The sequence below is a fragment of the Brevibacterium sp. 239c genome, assembly GCF_900169365.1.
In the GTDB taxonomy this organism is placed as follows: Bacteria; Actinomycetota; Actinomycetes; order Actinomycetales; family Brevibacteriaceae; genus Brevibacterium.
The window spans coordinates 1-16374 of the sequence record NZ_FXZH01000004.1; the positions used below are offsets into that span (position 1 = coordinate 1).

Consider the following 16374-nt stretch of genomic DNA (forward strand, 5'->3'; position numbering starts at 1 on the left):
ACCGAACGGAGTCGGCAAACGCTCAAAGAGATCAATACTGACCTCGAAGTCACGCTCAGCCTTAGTCAACAGATCGGCCGCATAGATCCCGGCAGGACCGGCACCCACAATAGCCACACGGAAGGGACGCGTCATTCTCACACCTCTCTAGTAAGTCATCACCAATTGTATCGGCAATGAAGGTCCTCCTAACAAACACGTGACGAAACTCGCACTCATATCCCAGCTGACAGACCGGCGGCCGCGCCGTGTCTCGACATCATTAGACTCTGTATGTGAACCCAGATCCAACCCCCGACATGAACGCCATTCGCAAAACCGGATTGGCCAATGGACTCTCCGCCTACCTGCTGTGGGGCCTCATCCCCCTGCTCTTCGCAGCCGCGGCACCCACCGGAGCCCTTGAACTCGTTTCACATCGCGTCATCTGGTCACTGCTCTTCTGCGCCATTCTCCTGCTCTTCACCGGCGGAGTCGCACGCACGTGGCAGGTCATCAAGTCCGGTCGCACATTCTGGCTGCTGACTTTGGCCGCTGTCCTCATCGCCATAAACTGGACGGCGTTCGTCTACGGAGTCGAAACCGGCCACCTCGTCGAGGTGTCTCTGGGCTACTATCTCAACCCGCTCATCTCCATCGGCCTCGGCGTCATCTTCCTCGGCGAAAAGCTGCGGCCTCTGCAGTGGACCGCTGCAGGATTCGGCCTGATCGCCGTCATCATCGTCGGTGTCGGCCTCGGTCGGATGCCGTATCTCTCGTTCACTGTGGCGCTGTCGTTCGGACTCTACGGACTCGTCAAGAACAAGGTGGGCAATCGAGTCGGTGCACTCGAGGGGATGACGATCGAGTCCGCTGTGCTGGCCGTGCCCAGCGCCTTCTATCTCCTCATCCTCGGAGCCCAGGGCCTGTCCACGTTCACAGGTTTCGGTGCCAGCCATGTCATCATCATCCTCGTCACCGGACCGGCAACCGCGATTCCGCTGATCCTCTTCAGCGCCGCAGCCAGGCGCATCCCCCTGTCCTGGGTGGGCATGCTGCAGTACATCACGCCGACGATGCAGTTCATCACCGGCGTCTTCATCCTCGGAGAAGTGATGTCGACGACGCGCTGGGTCGGCTTCTTCGTCATCTGGATCGCCGTGCTCTTGCTCTGCACAGACCTGATCCGCCAGAGCCGCCGCAAACTCTAGCCTGCCGTGCTCAGAGCACGAGCCTGCCGTACTCAGAGCACCTTGTTGAGGAATTCCTCAGTCCGCGCCGACTGCGGATTTTTGAAGATGCGATCGGGAGTGCCCTCCTCTACGATGATGCCATCGTCCATGAACAGCACACGATCCCCGACTTCGCTCGCGAAGCCCATCTCATGCGTGACGACGACCATCGTCATTCCTTCAAGAGCCAGCTGCTTCATCACAGCCAGGACCTCTCCGACCAGCTCTGGGTCGAGGGCGCTTGTGGGCTCGTCGAAGAGCAGCATCTTCGGCTCCATGGCCAGGGCACGGGCAATCGCCACCCGCTGCTGCTGGCCACCGGAGAGCTGATTCGGATAGGAATCAGCCTTCTCCCTCAGTCCCACTTTGTCCAAGAGTTTCAGGGCCCTATCGCGCACAGCCGCGTCGCTGAGTCCGCGGACCTTCCGTGGAGCCAGTGAGATGTTATCGATGACGCTCATATGAGGGAAGAGGTTGAACTGCTGGAAGACCATGCCGATCTCTGTGCGGACAGCGTTGATGTCGGTCTCGCGGGCCGTCAGGCTCTGCCCGTCAATGACGACGTCTCCGCTGGTGATGTCCTCGAGCATATTCAGGCAACGCAGAAAGGTGCTTTTGCCCGAACCGCTGGGTCCGATCACGCACACGACTTCCTTGGCCTCTACGTCACAGTCGATGCCCTTGAGCACTTCATTGTCACCGAACGATTTATGCAGGTCTGATACGTGGATGATCATCAGTGAGTCAACCTCTTCTCCACAACGCTAAGGACTTTGGACAGAGTGAGGGTGACTACCAGATAGAACACCGCCACGGTTGTGTAGATCTCTACCGCGTTGAAATGATTCGATGCGACCAGCCGGCCCTGGAAGATCAGCTCGGGGACCAAGATCACCGACAGCAGAGAGGTGTCCTTGATGCTGATGATGAACTGGTTGCCCAGCGGTGGGATCATCCTCTTGAAAGCCTGCGGCCAGATCACATAGCGCATCGTCAGATGCTGTGAGAGGCCGAGGGAGCGCCCCGCCTCAGACTGTCCCTTCTCCACTGATTGAACGGCACCGCGGACGATCTCAGCAATGTAGGCACCGGAGTTCAGCCCGATCACCAGGATGCCTGCGACCAGGGACGGAATGTTGAATCCGACGATCAGCGGCAGCGCGAAGTACACCCAGATGGCCTGGACCAGGACCGGGGTTCCTCTCAGCAGCTCGACATAGGCGGTCGAGAGCCCATAGATGATCTTCTTATGTGAGAGCCGACCGAGGCCGAATACGGCACCGAGGACGAAGCCGATGATCAGACCTATCACCGACACCAGCAGCGTGTAGTACAGGCCCAGTGCAAGGGCAGGCAGGTAGTCGACGACGCCGAGCCAGTTGAATTGGGTTAACCGGGACATATGTTCCTTCCACAGAACAGCGGGCACGGGAGATGCCCCGTGCCCGCATGAGAGTCTGAGTTGCTGCGGTCAGTCTTCGCTGGGAGGCTCTTCCCCGAACCATTCCTTGTACAGCTTGTCGTAGGTGCCGTTCTCCTTGATCGTCGCGAGTCCCTCATCCACCGCGGTGACGAGGTTCTCGTTGTCTTTGGAGATCGCGATGCCGTAGTCCTGAGCTTCCAGGAGGTCACCGACAGTCTTCAGTTTGCTCTCGCCCTCGGTGCGGATGTAGTAGGCGACGTTCGGCTGGTCGTAGAGCACCGCGTCGGCGCTGCCGGACTCGACTGCGAGATAGGCCTGATCCAACTGCTCGTAGGTCTTGGCTTTCGCACCCTTGATGTTCTCATCGATGTAGGCCGCACTGGTCGAACCCAGGCGAGTGGCAACCTTCTTGCCATCCAGGTCGTCCACGCTCTTGATATCGTCGTTGTCCTCTGGAACGCCCACGATCAGGCCCGATTTGTAATAGGGAGCCGAGAAGTCAATCGTCTGCTTGCGCTCGTCGGTGATGCTGATACCGGCAACGGCGAGATCGAAGGAGCCGGTCTGCAGACCTGGAATGATGCCGTCGAAATTGGTGACTTCCTGCTTCAACTCGAATCCGGCCTCATCGGCGACCGCGTTGATGATATCGATGTCGAACCCGACGTACTTTCCATCTTTCTTGAATTCGAAGGGGACGAAGGAGGTGTCCGTGGCGTAGGTATATGAGTCCTCGAGAGGCGCGTCGGCGTCGTCCTCACCGCTGGAACACGCGGAAAGTCCTGCCACCATGGCCAAGGACCCGATCATAGCCAGACCAGCGAACAATGGTTTTCTGTAGCTCACGCGAACCCCTCAAATAAAGCTCATCTGTAGTTATCTAAGAGCTTCCAGGCTATGGTTCACCTCACACATTGTCAAAAGTATGATAGTGAGCTGAAAATCTGCAGGGACAGCTGGCTCAGCTCACGAGCATGAGAACGACACCGGAGAGCACCCCGCCGAGAGCGACGGCGCCACCCATCGCAGTCGTGGTGCGCCAGCCAAGGGACTTTCCGACCATCACCATCGACGGGATACTCAGTGCAGGAAGGACGATCAGCAGTGCTCCGGTGACACCCGCGCCCACTCCGGCCGCGAGCAGCGCGATGATGATGGGAATCTCGCCCCCGGTGGGAATCACCAGGAGCGTACCGACAACAGCAGCGATGAGCACCGCGATGGCACCCACCTGAGCTTCGAGCCCATAGACTCCCGACAGCCAGGGACTGATCAGTCCGATGACGAAGACCAGGGCAAGATGCTCGGGGACGAGGATGAGCGTGAATTTCGACAGCGACCGCAGGTAGCGTACGGGAAGCGACGACAGTCTCGGCGATTCGAGGCTCTGCTCGGGAACCACCTCGGCGCGCCCCTTGACCCACCGGCCGATGAACGCGCTGGCGCCGACTGCGATGAGGATTCCGAACACGAGTCGGGTGACAACGTACTGCCAGGGCAGGACGAGGGCGAGAAAGATCAGCACAGCGGGGTTCAGCAGCGGATTGCCCACCCAGTAGGCCAAGGCAGCGCTACGCATGACGCCCGAACTCCGCAGGCCCGCAGTCACCGGGGCCGCGCAGCACGTGCACATCATCGACGGCAGCGACAACGCCGCACCGACGAGTGACTGGCTCGTGTGGGTCCGGCGATTCATCACACGCAGCAGCCAATCACGGGGCACCAGCGCATCGATGGCCGCAGCCACCACCAGCGCCACGAGCAGAGCCTTCCACACAGCGGTGAAGTACACGAGGGTGAAGTCCCAGGCTCCAGCCAGAGAGAACGTCTCCCCCGCAGCCTCGAAGAGCGGACTGCCGTCCCAGACGGAGGTCTGGCTCAGTGTCCATGCTTTGCCCCAATAGGGCAGCCACTTCGACCAGCTCAGACCCACGACGAGGAACAGCAGGAGCACGCCCAATCCGATCCGATCGACCGGGGTCAGCCGTCGCCGAACGCTCGACCGATGTTCGGTCTGAGCCTCAACCGGCTGAGCCTCAACCGGCTGAGCCTGTGCTGCACCTGACATGATTCCCACCTCGCAATCGTGCCTGCAGGGTGGTCAGGCGCTGCGCGAGACCACGGAATCAGCGAATGAGAACAGCGACTCCTTAACGAGCCCGTCGGGCAAGGGCGCAAGCGCCGACTTCGCGTCATCGGCCCAGCGAACCGCCTCGGCGCGAGCCTTCTCGGTCACCGAATGAGCCGCGAGTGCGACCCGAGCCGACTCCAGGGCTTCATCCGAACTCAGGTCCGCGTCGAGCAGCTCGACCACTTCAGCGGCGGCTTCGTCGCCGGCGGCTGCGGCAGCTCGAACGTAGAGCACCGGAAGGGTCGGAACCCGTTCACGCAGGTCGGTACCGGGGGTCTTGCCCGACACCGATGAGGTGGTCGTCAGGTCGATGATGTCATCGGCGAGCTGGAAGGCGATTCCGACGCGTTCACCGAACACCCGCACGGGCTCGGCAAGTGCCTGGTCCGCCTGCGAGAACATGACACCGAACTGCGCCGAGGTGGCGATGAGGGATCCGGTCTTGTCCGCGAGCACCTGAATGTAGTGCTCAATCGCATCCGCATCCTCCGGCGGGCCCGCGAATTCGTTGAGCTGGCCCAGGACGAGGCGTTCGAAGGTCTCAGCCTGGATGGCGACGGCCTCGGGGCCGAGCTTCGCCGTCACACCAGAGGCCTTCGAGAACAGGAGGTCGCCGGTGAGGATGGCCACGGAGTTGCCCCACACCTCATGTGCGGCCGGAGCACCTCGGCGCACGGGAGCATCGTCCATCACATCATCGTGATAGAGGGAGGCCAGGTGGATGAGCTCCACTGCGACGGCCGCGTCGATGATCGCCTCACAATCGGCCTCGCCGAGGCGGGCCGTGAGCAGCAGAAGGTTGGGACGGGCCCGCTTTCCGCCGGCAGCGAGGAGATGTTTGGACGTGGTGTCCGGCAGCTTACGCGTCTGCTCGGTCACTTCGTAGAGCCTGCGCTCGACGGCTTCCAACTGTGTGGAGATATCCGCCGCAAGCTGGGCATCGGCACCGATAAAAGTCGCCGGAGAGGCTAGGTGGCTCATGTCCTCGTCATTCATCGTAGTCAGTGTTGTAGTCGCTGGTGAGCTCAGACATTGCTGGTAGCCGGCACGATTCGGGTGAGAGCTGAAATCACCCGGTCGATAAGATCGGCCTCAGAAACCTTCGGGTCGCGGTAGAGGTTCGCCAACAATTTCACGACGAACTCCATCACAACGTCAACACCCATACCGTACTTGATTCCGAACTGCATGAGTGCAGGGTGGCCGATAATGGCGGAAAAAACGCGCCCCAGGGTGAAATAGCCGCCCAAGGAATCGCCCACCAGCGCCGGGTATTCCTGCAGTTTCTCCCGCATCACATGCTGCGGGTAGCGGGAATAGGTGGAGATCACCTCGGCGGCCAATCGAGCGGATTCGAGGGCATAGTCGATGCCCTCGCCATTGAAGGGGTTGACCATCCCGCCCGAATCGCCGACGAGGAGGAGCCCCTTGTGGAAATGCGGGGTGCGGTTGAAGGCCATCGGCAGTGCCGCGGACTTGATCGGGCCCAACGAGGTGGACTCATCGATGCCCCATTCGAGTCCCATGTCCGCGATCCACTGTTCCATCATGGTGCGGAAGTCCACGGAACCGAACTGGGGTGAGGAGTCCAGCAGACCAGCCCCGATGTTGATCGTGCCGTCGCCGAGCGGAAAGAGCCAGCCGTACCCGGGCAGAACCTCGGACTCGCCCGCCGAATTGCGCGAACGCATCTCGACCCAGCTCTCGATGTAGTCATCGGCATGCCTCGGCGAGGTGTGATAGGCCCGCACGGCCACACCCATCGGGCGGTCATCACGCTTCTCCAACCCCATGGACACGGCCAAGCGCGATGACACACCGTCTGCGGCGATGACGATCGGGGCGCTGAAATGAGCTTCAGGTCCGACCCGACGACCACGGTGGTCGGTACCGGAGGCGTGGATGCCCTTGATCCAGCCGTCCTCGCCGATGTCCGGGGACATGGCTTTGACCTGCTCGAACATTCTTGCACCGCTGCGCTGGGCGTGGCGGGCGAAGGCCTCGTCCATGCCCATCCGAGGCTTCGTCAGCCCATAGTTCGGGGTGCCCTCGATATCCGGCCAGTCGAGTTCCAGACGGTGACCGCCGCCGATGAGACGCAGTCCCCTGTTCTTGTGCCAACCCTCGGATTCGGGGGTGTCCATCCCCAAGAAGCCGACCTCTTTGACCGCGCGTGGGGTCAGGGCATCGCCGCAGATCTTGTCACGTGGAAACCCGGATTTCTCCAGGATGATGACCTCATGGCCGGCCTGCGCGAGGTAGGTGCCGATGGCCGAACCGGCAGGGCCTGCCCCGACGACGATGACCTCGGCGGAGAAGTTATTCACGGTTTGAGTGCGTGGTGGACGGCGACGATCCCGCCGGTGAGGTTGCGGTGCTTGACCTGGTCGAAGCCGGCGTCGAGGATCTGCTGAGCGAATTCGTCCTGGTCAGGCCAGGCGCGGATCGATTCGGCAAGGTAGACGTAGGCCTCGGGGTTCGAGGACACAGCCTTCGCCACGGCGGGCAGTGCCCGCATCAGGTATTCCTTGTAGACGAGGCTGAACGGATCGAATGTCGGGGTCGAGAATTCGCAGATGATGAGACGACCGCCGGGCCGTAGCACGCGCAGCATCTCCGACAGCGCAGCATCCACATCGTTGACGTTGCGGATGCCGAAGGAGATCGTGACGACGTCGAAGCTGGCATCGGAGAACGGGAGATCCATCGCGTCAGCGTAGATGAAGTCGATCTTCGGGTGCCTGCGACGCCCCTCGGCGAGCATGCCCTGCGAGATGTCGCCGGCGACCACCTCGGCGCCATGATGGGTGAACGTCATCGACGACGTTCCGGTTCCGGCCGCGAGATCGAGGACGCGCTCACCAGGTCCGGCAGCCACCGAGTGTGCCACCGTCCGACGCCAGGTGCGCGCCAGGCCGAAGGTGAGCACATCGTTGGTGAGGTCGTAACGGGACGCGACGTCATCGAACATCGATGCGACGTCGTCGGGCTGCTTGTCCAGCTGAGCACGGTTCATGCCACCATTCTCTCAACACCTGAACCCAGGGGGCGAATTCGCGGACCTGTTTCCACGCTCTTTGCAGTGTGGAACTGGCCACAGACATTGTTCGCTTCCGTATTGGCTCGCGCTCGATAGTGGATTCGCGCGCGTTGGGAAGCCGAATTTCTCGACTAGAGTGGGCCTGAAATGACTACGACCTTCAGTACCTCTGACATCTGCACGGCACCCCCGCGCCTGCACGTGCGCTCACGTTTTGTCGACGACGTCGAACCGGGGCCCGGTTTCCCCTTCGAATCCGGACTGCCCACGACCGTCGAAGAGACGCTGGAGCTGCTGCCCACCTCGGCGTTCTCCTGCTGGGTCCGCGACACTTCTGGCCTCATCGGGTTCGGCCGAACTCTGCGCATCCGCGCCCGCGGCCCCAATCGCTTCACCGAGCTCTCCGACGCGTGGAAGGCCATCACGTGTGCTGCGACCATCGAGGACGAGGTCGACCTGCTCGGCTCGGGCCTCATGTGCTTCGCCACCGTCGCCTACTCGGGCGAATCCGAGGTCGACTCCCTCATCCACGTCCCCGAATTCGTTCTCGGACGCCGAGGTGGTCGCGTCTGGATGACATCGATCATCGCCGAAGGCGCCACCCCCACCCCACCCCTGCTGAAGTCCGAACCGCTGCGCCAGGTCACCTCGGCGAAGTCCTCGCCCGGTGACCTCGACAGCACGTCCTGGGCAGATCTGGTCGCGAAGGTCTCGCACATGCTCACGCCCGTCGGAGATTCCGCCGAGGTGGACGCCTTCGCCGACGATGCCACCCTGCGAAAGATCGTGCTGGCCCGTGATGAGCTGGTCACCACCGACGATGACATCGACGTCCGGTCCGTGCTGGGTGCGCTCAACCGCAGCTACCCCAGCTGCTGGACCTTCGATGTCGCCGGCCTGATCGGTTCCACCCCAGAGCTGCTCATCGGTGTCGAGAACAACCGCGTGACCTCGCGCGTGCTCGCGGGCACCTATCGGGTGGAGGACAACCCGACCGCCGAGATGCCCGCCGCCAGGAAACTGCTGAGCGCGCACAAGGACAGCACCGAACATGCCTTCGCGATCGCTTCCCTGCAGCGCAGTCTCGGAACCGTCGCTGATGATGTGAGCGTCGATGAGCGACCGCACCTGCTGCCTTTGGCCAATGTCATCCACTCTGCCTCGGATGCTTCGGCCCATCTGCCGATGGACTCGGGTCTCAACGCCCTCGACATCGCGGCCGCCGTGCATCCCACCGCGGCTGTCGGCGGGTATCCGCAGGCCAGTGCTGTCGCCCACGTGGACGAGCTGGAGCCGCTGGATCGCGGCCGGTATTCGGGCCCTGTTGGTTGGATGGACGATCGCGGCAACGGTCAGTTCGGCATCGCCCTGCGCTGTGGTCAGCTCGAGGACCGCAATCGGATCCGTCTGTTCGCTGGGGCGGGCATCATGCCCGATTCGGATCCCCTCGCCGAGGTGGCCGAGACCGAAGCCAAATTCGCTCCGATGCGCCGTGCGCTGGGTTTGGAATTGGAATAGGGCGTTTGCTGGGTCAGAACCTTGACACCGTGACAAGGTTTTGGCGCCTCGTGTCAGGGTCTGTGTCAGTGCCTCCACATAGTCTGTTGGCATGTTCACGCATCCTGCGGATGACCCGGACCATCCCGCTTATAGGGGACCTGGTTCGTGGGCCCGACTTCCGGGCATCACCACCGACATCGATCGGTGGTGCCAGACTCTGCGTGACCTCGAACCAGCACCTGATGCCTGGGAGGCCCAGACACGCATCCTGGCTCTCGAGGAGCTCATCTCCGCCGCCTCGGCTGCTCAAGCACGTGAGGCTGTAGCCTTCCACTCACACCGCCAGCGAGAAGACGCCGCCAATGACGTGCCCACTCGCGAACAGGGCAAGTACGCCGGCAATGAGATTGCGTTGGCCAAACGGGTCTCCCCCTCGGCCGGCCGCAAGTTCCTCTCCACCTCCAAGACTGTGGTCAACGACCTGCCCCGCACCTTCGCGGCTCTGGCCGAAGGTTCCATCTCCGAGGCAAAGGCTCGCATCATCGCCGATGAGACGGCATGGCTGACTTCCGACGAACGGCTCTTCGTCGACGAAGAACTCAAAGGTCGGGCCGCGAAGGCCGGCAGCCGCCGCTTACGCACCGAGGTTCGTTCGCTGGCGGCCAATGTGTCCTCGGACAATGCGCATGAGAGGACCGAGGCAGCGAGCGCGGATCGACATGTGTCCTTGAGCGTACTCGGCAATGGGATGGCGAAGCTCAGTGCCACTCTGCCCCTGCAGCAGGCCGTCGCTGCGCATGAGAGTCTGGACGCCGCCGCTACCGATTGCAAGGTCGCCGGCCTGGACTTCGACCGCACCCGCAACCAATTGATGGCCGACATATTCGTCGAACGGCTCACGGGGCAAGAGGCTGCCAGCGATGTGCCCACCGAGGTGCATATCGTGATGGAGGCCGAGAGCCTGTTCTCGGACGGGCAGGTTCCTGCATGGATTCCGAGCTATGGTCCGTTGCCCACGAAGACGGCACGGAACTTCCTGGCGGCGAATCAGGCCCGCTCATTCATCCGCCGCATGTTCACGTCTCCGGATACCGGACAACTGGTCGGCATGGACTCGCGCAGGCGAACGTTCGGCGGTCTGCTGCGACGCATGGTGGTCTTCCGCGATGACGTGTGCCGGACCCCGTGGTGTGATGCTCCGATCAGGCACGCCGATCACGCGACTCCTGTTGCCGAGGGAGGCGAGACTCAGTGGTCCAACGCCTCCGGACTGTGCGCGGGCTGCAACTACGCCAAGGAGCACCCCGGTTGGAAACACGAAGCGACTGCCGACGACCTCACCGTCTCCACCCCCACCGGGGAAGAATACGAAACCGCCACTCCACCATTCGTCACGAAGTTCAGTCACCCACCGCCGAAGAAGAACCCGACTCCTAGCCAGCCGAATGGTTCCGGCAGTTCGCCCACGGCGGATACGCAAGACGAGATCGTCGACTTCTCCACACTGAGCTCAGCAGAGAAACTCTTCGAGGAGCTGATCCTGAGGGACACCGGCTGATTCGCAGTCGCGGCGACAGTGCCGCCAGCTCTCGCCGTTGCTTTGCCCGGACTCGCCTAGTCTTTACCCTCTGTCTCTCGATCCTCTGCGGCACAGGCTGTACAGCCTTCTGATCAGGTGAGGTTCACTTCGATGATCCGACGGCCGAGCGTCGCCTGTTCCGAGTTTCGTTCTTCTGTGACGCTGTCGACAATGTCCACAGACTTCTCAAATTCTGCGATGAAGTCGTCGAGCTGGCTGGACTCCGCGGTTATTTGCTGGGACTCGTCGTGTGGTCCCACTCTCGAGTACTCCCACCCATAGGCTGTCGCGAGATCTCTGAAGTCCCGGCCGTGTGGAACGGTGAAGTATCTCTCGAGATACGGCGCTACATGGTTCTGCGAGTGTTCGAGTCCGGAGAAGATCGCACCGCCATCATCGTTGAAGACGACGATGAGCACGTTGCCGGCCTCTTCGGCGCTCGGCACGAGCAGGCCGCCCACATCATGCAGCATTGCAACGTCACCGATGACCAGCACAACCTGCTCGTCGAGGGCGAGAGAGAGCCCCGTGGCCGTCGAGATCAGACCGTCGATGCCGGCCAGCCCGCGTGACGCGTGGATTCGTGCGCGAACATCGGTGGTTTCACTGAGATAGCGGATCGTATTTGAGCTCGCTGCGAAGAGATTGATCGCGAGGCCAGCCAGATGTTCCGTGATCGCACGTGCGGTTAACGGCGTCGACTCGGCTTCACGCTCCCGCCGAGATGCGGCGACAATCGTCTCGCCGGCACTACGCCACTCGTCGCGCCAAGCTGTGTCGATGCTTGCACCTGCGTCCTCTGGCGTTTCAGGCGACTTTGACGCTGCCAACGACTCAGGGGTCGAAAGCGAATCGAGCCGCAAGAACGATACCGAGAGCGTCACCGCATCGACATCATCGGGCAACCGCTGAACCAGCACATCTGGGTTGGCAAGCAGTGCGGCAACAGGCCTAGTCAGAGTCGGCTTCCCATGTACGATCACCGTACGGATCGCCGTGCGCAGATCCTCACGTTCACTGAGTACGCGCGCATGAGCTGGAACGGCAGCGCGCGAGTCTCGCAGCGTGGAAGTGAGGGGACTTGAGGGCTCAGCCAGGACTGGGAGTGCATAGGTCTCGACCAGCGACTCCAGCGCCCGAGCCGAGTGACCGCCTGCATCTCCGGCGACGACGACCGTGCCCGGAAGGATGCGGACTGAGACGCTTCGCGCCGACTCTGGTGCATTCGACGATAACGGATCCGAGTGGGCAGGATTCGACGTCCCCCGGGACCCACTCGTTCCGAGTGTCTGCGCTGCTGCCTTCCACTCGCTGAGTTCCGTCACCGTCGGCACCAGCGGCACATCGAATTGCACATTGAACTGGACGGGGCCGGAATCACCACTGGTCTCGCCGAGCGAGTGCGCGACCGCCTCGGCGAGCAAAGGGCCAGCATCGGCGCTGCCAGCAGGCACATCGACCCGGGCACGCACATCGCTGAGTACCTGCGACTGATCATCGATCGTCTGATTTGCACCGGTTGCCCTCAGCCGAGCGGGTCGATCTGCCGTGATCGCAACCAGCGGAAGATGTCCATAGGAAGCTTCGAGCACCGCGGGATGCAGGTTGGCCACAGCCGAACCTGAGGTCGTCACCAAGGCAACGGCACCAGATCCAGCATCATCCTGCCTACTGCGCAGACCCCGTGCCAGACCCAAGGCCAGGAATCCGGCATCACGCTCATCGATGCGTACATGCGTACGGATCACCCCCGCCTCGGCGAGGGGGGCGAGCGCATAGATCAACGGTGCGGATCGGGATCCGGGCGCGATGACGACCTCGGTGACTCCGGACGAAGCCAACTCACGGGCAATCTGCTGCGCCACTGCGCTCGAATTCAACATCACCTGATATTCAACCACTAACCCACCTGCGGTTCACATTGGCTCCCTACGGTTGACCCATGCGTCGATCGATTCTCTTCGCGGTTGGGGCGCGCGCAATCCGTTCGCTGACCGCCGCCCGCTCCCACAGAGGACGCTTCCCAACCCACGACCAGAACAGCTCGTTCCTCGGCCCCGAACCACGCGGCAAGGATGCCAAGAAGTGGCACATCCGAGACAAACGCAAACTCTCGAACCGACTGCGCGAATTCTTCATCTACTCCCCCGCGCTCGGCCGCACCGTCGGTGTACGGGTACTGCTGCCGGGCATTCCGCAGGAGGTCAGCCCGGTCATCCACCTCTATCACGGTGGCGGTGACGACTTCCGATCTTGGACAGACTTCGGGTCCGCCGAGGAACTCACACTCGACTCCCCCTACCTGATCGTCATGCCGGATGCCGGAGCCGGCACCTACTCGCGGGTGGCAGTCGGCAGCGAGGTCCACGACTGGCCGACCTTCCACACCAAGGAGATCCCGGAATTCCTGCGCAAGAACTTCTCTGTGGATTTCGCGCCGGAGAACCAACTCCTCGCCGGACTGTCTATGGGTGGGTACGGGGCGATGAAGTACGCCGCCTGGCACCCGGACCGCTACAGCTGGGCAGCCGCGTTCTCGTCCCCACTCGACCCTTTGTCTGCGATCCCTGCCTTCGACATCATCGCCATGCGAGAAGGTGCAAAGTCGATGACGCTGTTCGGCGATCCCGTCACCGACCGCAGCGAATGGATCGCGAACTCCCCCTACGGGCTGGCGGAGAACCTGCACGGCCTGAACGTGTGGCTCAGCGCCGGCTCCGGCAGTCTCGAAGAGTCAAAGGACCGCGACCTCCTCGAGTCGATGGTCAACCAGCAGGGCGAGCGCTTCTCCGCACGATTGAATGTGCTGGGCATCCGTCACTCCTGGTTTCCCCGCACCACCGGCCTGCACAATTGGACCAGCTGGGAACGGGAGCTGGGCGCGTGGCTGAAGACTCTGCACCGTCAACGCGACTACGCCAGTTCCGATCACTGCAGCCTCGAGCGCCGGGGTGAGCATCGAGGTGGTTCCCGTGTTGCGGACGGTGGCGAGTTCTCGTATCTGACAGGCCACGCCCTTTTCGATATCTACGGATGGAGGGTCGAAATCTCACGGCGAAGGCCTCAGATCGTATGCTTCGGCTGCGTCAGTGCGACCGGCTTCTCCCTTACCGGAATCGGAAGCTTCCGAGTGCGCACACCGGACCTGTATGAACCCGGTCGCCGATACGACATTTCCGTCGTCGGGCCAACAGGAGCGAATGACTATCCGCAGCGCGCCGACAACAAGGGGCGTCTGACGTTCACAGGACGGCTGGCTGCGGCCATGCACGATCCGATCATCCCGGGCAAGCGCACCCAGCACTTCACTGCTGTGGGACAGTCCGAGGTCACGACCGTGCACATCGCCTCGGCCTCGGGTGGCTCTTCCGCACCCCTACAGGCCGAGCGTGCAGCAGATCCAGTTGCCCCGCCTGGCGAAGCGACAGACTCCCCGCCTGGCGAAGCGACAGATGTTTCGGATTCGGCACATGTCGATGGTGAATCTCAGACGGCGAGTGTTTATGGTTATAACGGTCGCAGCAATGCGACCGGCTTTCGCCCACCTGATTGAACGTTGACTTCGAGAGGTCACCCATGAAACGCGTACTCCCAGCCATCGCTCTCATCGCCGGATTGGCCCTGACCGGCTGTTCGGGAACGGACTCCAAAGACTCCAAAAACGATCAGGCAGAGGACTCAGGCAGTGCTGCCCAGCCCGCGACAGAAGAGACACCAGAGGCAGTGCAGCTTGACGAGGATCAGCTCAAACAGATCATCGAATCCACAGATGTCGATGGCCAGTCATACAAACCCGTCGACCTCGGCGCAGCCTCCGGCAGCGAAGCAATCAAGGCCCTCGAAAAAGCGGAATACGAACCTGCTGAATGCAAGGACCTCGCGCTGTCGGCTCTCAACGCCAGCGAGGCAGGCAACGGCACCACGCTCGCGGGAACCTCTGCGGACAACACCATGAGCGTCTCACTGATGAGCCTGGCCGATGAGAAGGCTGCCGGCTCACAACTGCAGAACTCGACCAGGGTCGCCGAGAAGTGCAGCGACGTGACTGTCAAGACCCAAGGCATCGATATGAAAATGAACTACGAGACCTTCGATGCCGTTGTCGATGGTGCCGACGAGACCGTCGGAGTCCGTGCCAAGATCTCTTCCGGCGGTCAGACGGTCCTCGACACCGACACCGTCACCAGCCGCGTCGGCAACAACCTCGTCACCGCCGCCAATATCGCCGATGCAGGGGATGCAGACTCGGTCACCAAGACCGCAAAGACATTCGTCGAAGCCGTCAAGAACGCGGGCTGACCAACCTCACGACAATGAGCTGACCAACCTCACGACAATGAGCTGACCAACCTCACGACCCCGAACTGAGCAGCGACGCTCGCAGAGCGCTCCAGGTCTCCTGCAGTCGCGTCGACCACCAGTCGAATCGTCCCGGATCCACCGCCAGCCTCTCCAAACGCTGTGGGTCCGGGACGATTCGCGTCACTGGGATCTGACCGTCGACCGGGTTCAGGCTCAGCTCAGGGCCTACAACGTCCTGAGCAAGCAGCCGCCCTGTGCCCAGACCGCAGGCAGGGTGTTCGCCCAGGAGCTCACGGCTCCGGGGTGTGCGCGGCAACGTTGCCGCCAGCTGAGCACCGGCAGCCAACCCGACGGATGATTCCAATGCCGATGACACCACAGCGGGCAGGCCACAGGCTTCGAGGACGGCGCGCGCGGCAGCGATCCCACCCAAGGGCTGGACTTTGACGATGACAACCTCGGCGGCTCCCAGCTCTGCCACGCGCAACGGATCATCGGCCTTGCGGATCGACTCATCCGCGGCCAGGACCACGGGAAGTCCCTGGTCAGCGAGTTGTTCGCGCAACTTCGCCATCTCCTCGACAGCCGTGACGGGCTGTTCGAAGTACTGCAGGTCGAAGGCCGCGAACTCGGCACAGGCGACGAGCGCCTCGGTCAGCGTATAGCCGGCATTGGCATCGAGGCGCAGAGTCGTCGTGGGGAACAGCCGCCGGAATTCGCGCAGTCGCTCGAGGTCAGCGGGCAGGGAGTCGATTCCGTATTCGGCCACCTTCGCCTTGACCGTGCCGACGGGTCCGTAGTGCGCCATGATCGGCTCAACCTCGGAGGTCGCGCACGCAGGCAGGGTCGCATTGACGGCAACGGATTGGGCAGCTCCGGACTGGGCAGCAGATCCCGAGGGCCCAGCCTTGGTCGCTCCTGGCCGTGCGACTCCGGGCAGCAGTCCCGCGAACTCGAGTGCGGCCCCCAGCCAACGAGAGGATTCGACTGCCTCGTATTCGGTGAACGGGGAGAACTCCGCCCACCCATCAGGTCCTTCGAAGAGCATGACCTCGCGCTCGGTGATACCGCGAAATCGGGTCACCATGGGGAGGGAGAGAACGTGGAAATTCGGCACGATCTCAGTGATCGACTCGGGAACCTGCTGCATATCAGCCATGGAGCAACCCTATCTGTCAGGCGACAGAC

15 protein-coding genes are annotated in these 16374 nt (G+C 62.2%); 5 read left to right on the forward strand and 10 right to left on the reverse strand.

The annotated features are described in order from the left end of the window. The coding region (locus BSP239C_RS04755; protein WP_145997407.1) for an NAD(P)-binding protein at positions 1–135 on the reverse strand (135 nt) is incomplete at its 3' end. Between the two features lie 140 nt (positions 136–275). On the opposite strand from BSP239C_RS04755, the gene rarD reads away from it, so the two are divergent. Further along, on the forward strand, positions 276–1190 hold the full coding sequence (rarD, locus tag BSP239C_RS04760) for an EamA family transporter RarD (RefSeq protein WP_257930079.1): 915 nt from the start codon (positions 276–278) through the stop codon (positions 1188–1190). 32 nt (positions 1191–1222) lie between these two features. On the opposite strand, the gene BSP239C_RS04765 is transcribed toward rarD, so the two are convergent. From BSP239C_RS04765 to BSP239C_RS04795, 7 genes are all read right to left on the reverse strand, one after another. Beyond that, a complete protein-coding gene (locus BSP239C_RS04765) occupies positions 1223–1948 on the reverse strand; it encodes an amino acid ABC transporter ATP-binding protein (protein ID WP_308298057.1) in 726 nt (241 codons plus the stop codon). Next, complete coding sequence (locus tag BSP239C_RS04770; RefSeq protein ID WP_101570484.1) at positions 1948–2613, reverse strand: amino acid ABC transporter permease; 666 nt, start codon at positions 2611–2613, stop codon at positions 1948–1950. The genes BSP239C_RS04765 and BSP239C_RS04770 overlap by 1 nt, the downstream gene beginning before the upstream one ends. A 69-nt stretch (positions 2614–2682) precedes the next feature. Continuing rightward, on the reverse strand, positions 2683–3480 hold the full coding sequence (locus BSP239C_RS04775) for a transporter substrate-binding domain-containing protein (protein ID WP_219618844.1): 798 nt from the start codon (positions 3478–3480) through the stop codon (positions 2683–2685). 115 nt (positions 3481–3595) lie between these two features. Further along, positions 3596–4702, reverse strand: a complete 1107-nt coding sequence (locus tag BSP239C_RS04780; protein WP_101570486.1) for a permease — start codon at positions 4700–4702, stop codon at positions 3596–3598. A gap of 33 nt (positions 4703–4735) precedes the next feature. After that, the gene (locus tag BSP239C_RS04785) at positions 4736–5761 is read right to left on the reverse strand and encodes a polyprenyl synthetase family protein (protein ID WP_257930080.1); all 1026 of its coding nucleotides are present in this window, start codon (positions 5759–5761) and stop codon (positions 4736–4738) included. Positions 5762–5790: 29 nt separating this feature from the next. After that, positions 5791–7092, reverse strand: coding sequence for a geranylgeranyl reductase family protein (locus BSP239C_RS04790; RefSeq protein ID WP_101570487.1), 1302 nt, complete (start codon positions 7090–7092; stop codon positions 5791–5793). Continuing rightward, positions 7089–7781 carry a demethylmenaquinone methyltransferase gene (locus tag BSP239C_RS04795; RefSeq protein WP_101570488.1) on the reverse strand — a complete coding sequence of 231 codons (693 nt, stop codon included), beginning with the start codon at positions 7779–7781 and terminating at the stop codon, positions 7089–7091. The genes BSP239C_RS04790 and BSP239C_RS04795 overlap by 4 nt, the downstream gene beginning before the upstream one ends. A 171-nt stretch (positions 7782–7952) precedes the next feature. On the opposite strand from BSP239C_RS04795, the gene BSP239C_RS04800 reads away from it, so the two are divergent. Then, complete coding sequence (locus tag BSP239C_RS04800; RefSeq protein ID WP_101570489.1) at positions 7953–9323, forward strand: isochorismate synthase MenF; 1371 nt, start codon at positions 7953–7955, stop codon at positions 9321–9323. 91 nt (positions 9324–9414) lie between these two features. Beyond that, positions 9415–10863: a DUF222 domain-containing protein gene (locus BSP239C_RS04805; RefSeq protein WP_101570490.1), complete on the forward strand. Its 1449-nt coding sequence runs from the start codon at positions 9415–9417 to the stop codon at positions 10861–10863. 113 nt (positions 10864–10976) lie between these two features. On the opposite strand, the gene menD is transcribed toward BSP239C_RS04805, so the two are convergent. Next, positions 10977–12767, reverse strand: coding sequence for a 2-succinyl-5-enolpyruvyl-6-hydroxy-3-cyclohexene-1-carboxylic-acid synthase (menD, locus tag BSP239C_RS04810; RefSeq protein WP_257930081.1), 1791 nt, complete (start codon positions 12765–12767; stop codon positions 10977–10979). A 59-nt stretch (positions 12768–12826) separates the two neighbouring features. Here menD and BSP239C_RS04815 point away from each other — a divergent pair, with 59 nt between their 5' ends. Further along, positions 12827–14437 carry an alpha/beta hydrolase family protein gene (locus tag BSP239C_RS04815; RefSeq protein ID WP_101570492.1) on the forward strand — a complete coding sequence of 537 codons (1611 nt, stop codon included), beginning with the start codon at positions 12827–12829 and terminating at the stop codon, positions 14435–14437. A gap of 23 nt (positions 14438–14460) precedes the next feature. Then, positions 14461–15183: a hypothetical protein gene (locus tag BSP239C_RS04820; RefSeq protein ID WP_101570493.1), complete on the forward strand. Its 723-nt coding sequence runs from the start codon at positions 14461–14463 to the stop codon at positions 15181–15183. A 52-nt stretch (positions 15184–15235) separates the two neighbouring features. On the opposite strand, the gene BSP239C_RS04825 is transcribed toward BSP239C_RS04820, so the two are convergent. Then, a complete protein-coding gene (locus BSP239C_RS04825; RefSeq protein WP_101570494.1) occupies positions 15236–16345 on the reverse strand; it encodes an o-succinylbenzoate synthase in 1110 nt (369 codons plus the stop codon). Positions 16346–16374: the final 29 nt, after the last annotated feature.

Bases quoted from the DNA above. Each gene is read 5' to 3' on its own strand.
- BSP239C_RS04765 (WP_308298057.1), bottom strand. From the start codon at position 1,948: ATGATCATCCACGTATCAGACCTGCATAAATCGTTCGGTGACAATGAA.
- BSP239C_RS04770 (WP_101570484.1), bottom strand. From the start codon at position 2,613: ATGTCCCGGTTAACCCAATTCAACTGGCTCGGCGTCGTCGACTACCTG.
- BSP239C_RS04780 (WP_101570486.1), bottom strand. From the start codon at position 4,702: ATGTCAGGTGCAGCACAGGCTCAGCCGGTTGAGGCTCAGCCGGTTGAG.
- BSP239C_RS04785 (WP_257930080.1), bottom strand. From the start codon at position 5,761: ATGAATGACGAGGACATGAGCCACCTAGCCTCTCCGGCGACTTTTATC.
- BSP239C_RS04795 (WP_101570488.1), bottom strand. From the start codon at position 7,781: ATGAACCGTGCTCAGCTGGACAAGCAGCCCGACGACGTCGCATCGATG.
- BSP239C_RS04800 (WP_101570489.1), top strand. From the start codon at position 7,953: ATGACTACGACCTTCAGTACCTCTGACATCTGCACGGCACCCCCGCGC.
- BSP239C_RS04805 (WP_101570490.1), top strand. From the start codon at position 9,415: ATGTTCACGCATCCTGCGGATGACCCGGACCATCCCGCTTATAGGGGA.
- menD (WP_257930081.1), bottom strand. From the start codon at position 12,767: ATGTTGAATTCGAGCGCAGTGGCGCAGCAGATTGCCCGTGAGTTGGCT.
- BSP239C_RS04815 (WP_101570492.1), top strand. From the start codon at position 12,827: ATGCGTCGATCGATTCTCTTCGCGGTTGGGGCGCGCGCAATCCGTTCG.
- BSP239C_RS04820 (WP_101570493.1), top strand. From the start codon at position 14,461: ATGAAACGCGTACTCCCAGCCATCGCTCTCATCGCCGGATTGGCCCTG.
- BSP239C_RS04825 (WP_101570494.1), bottom strand. From the start codon at position 16,345: ATGGCTGATATGCAGCAGGTTCCCGAGTCGATCACTGAGATCGTGCCG.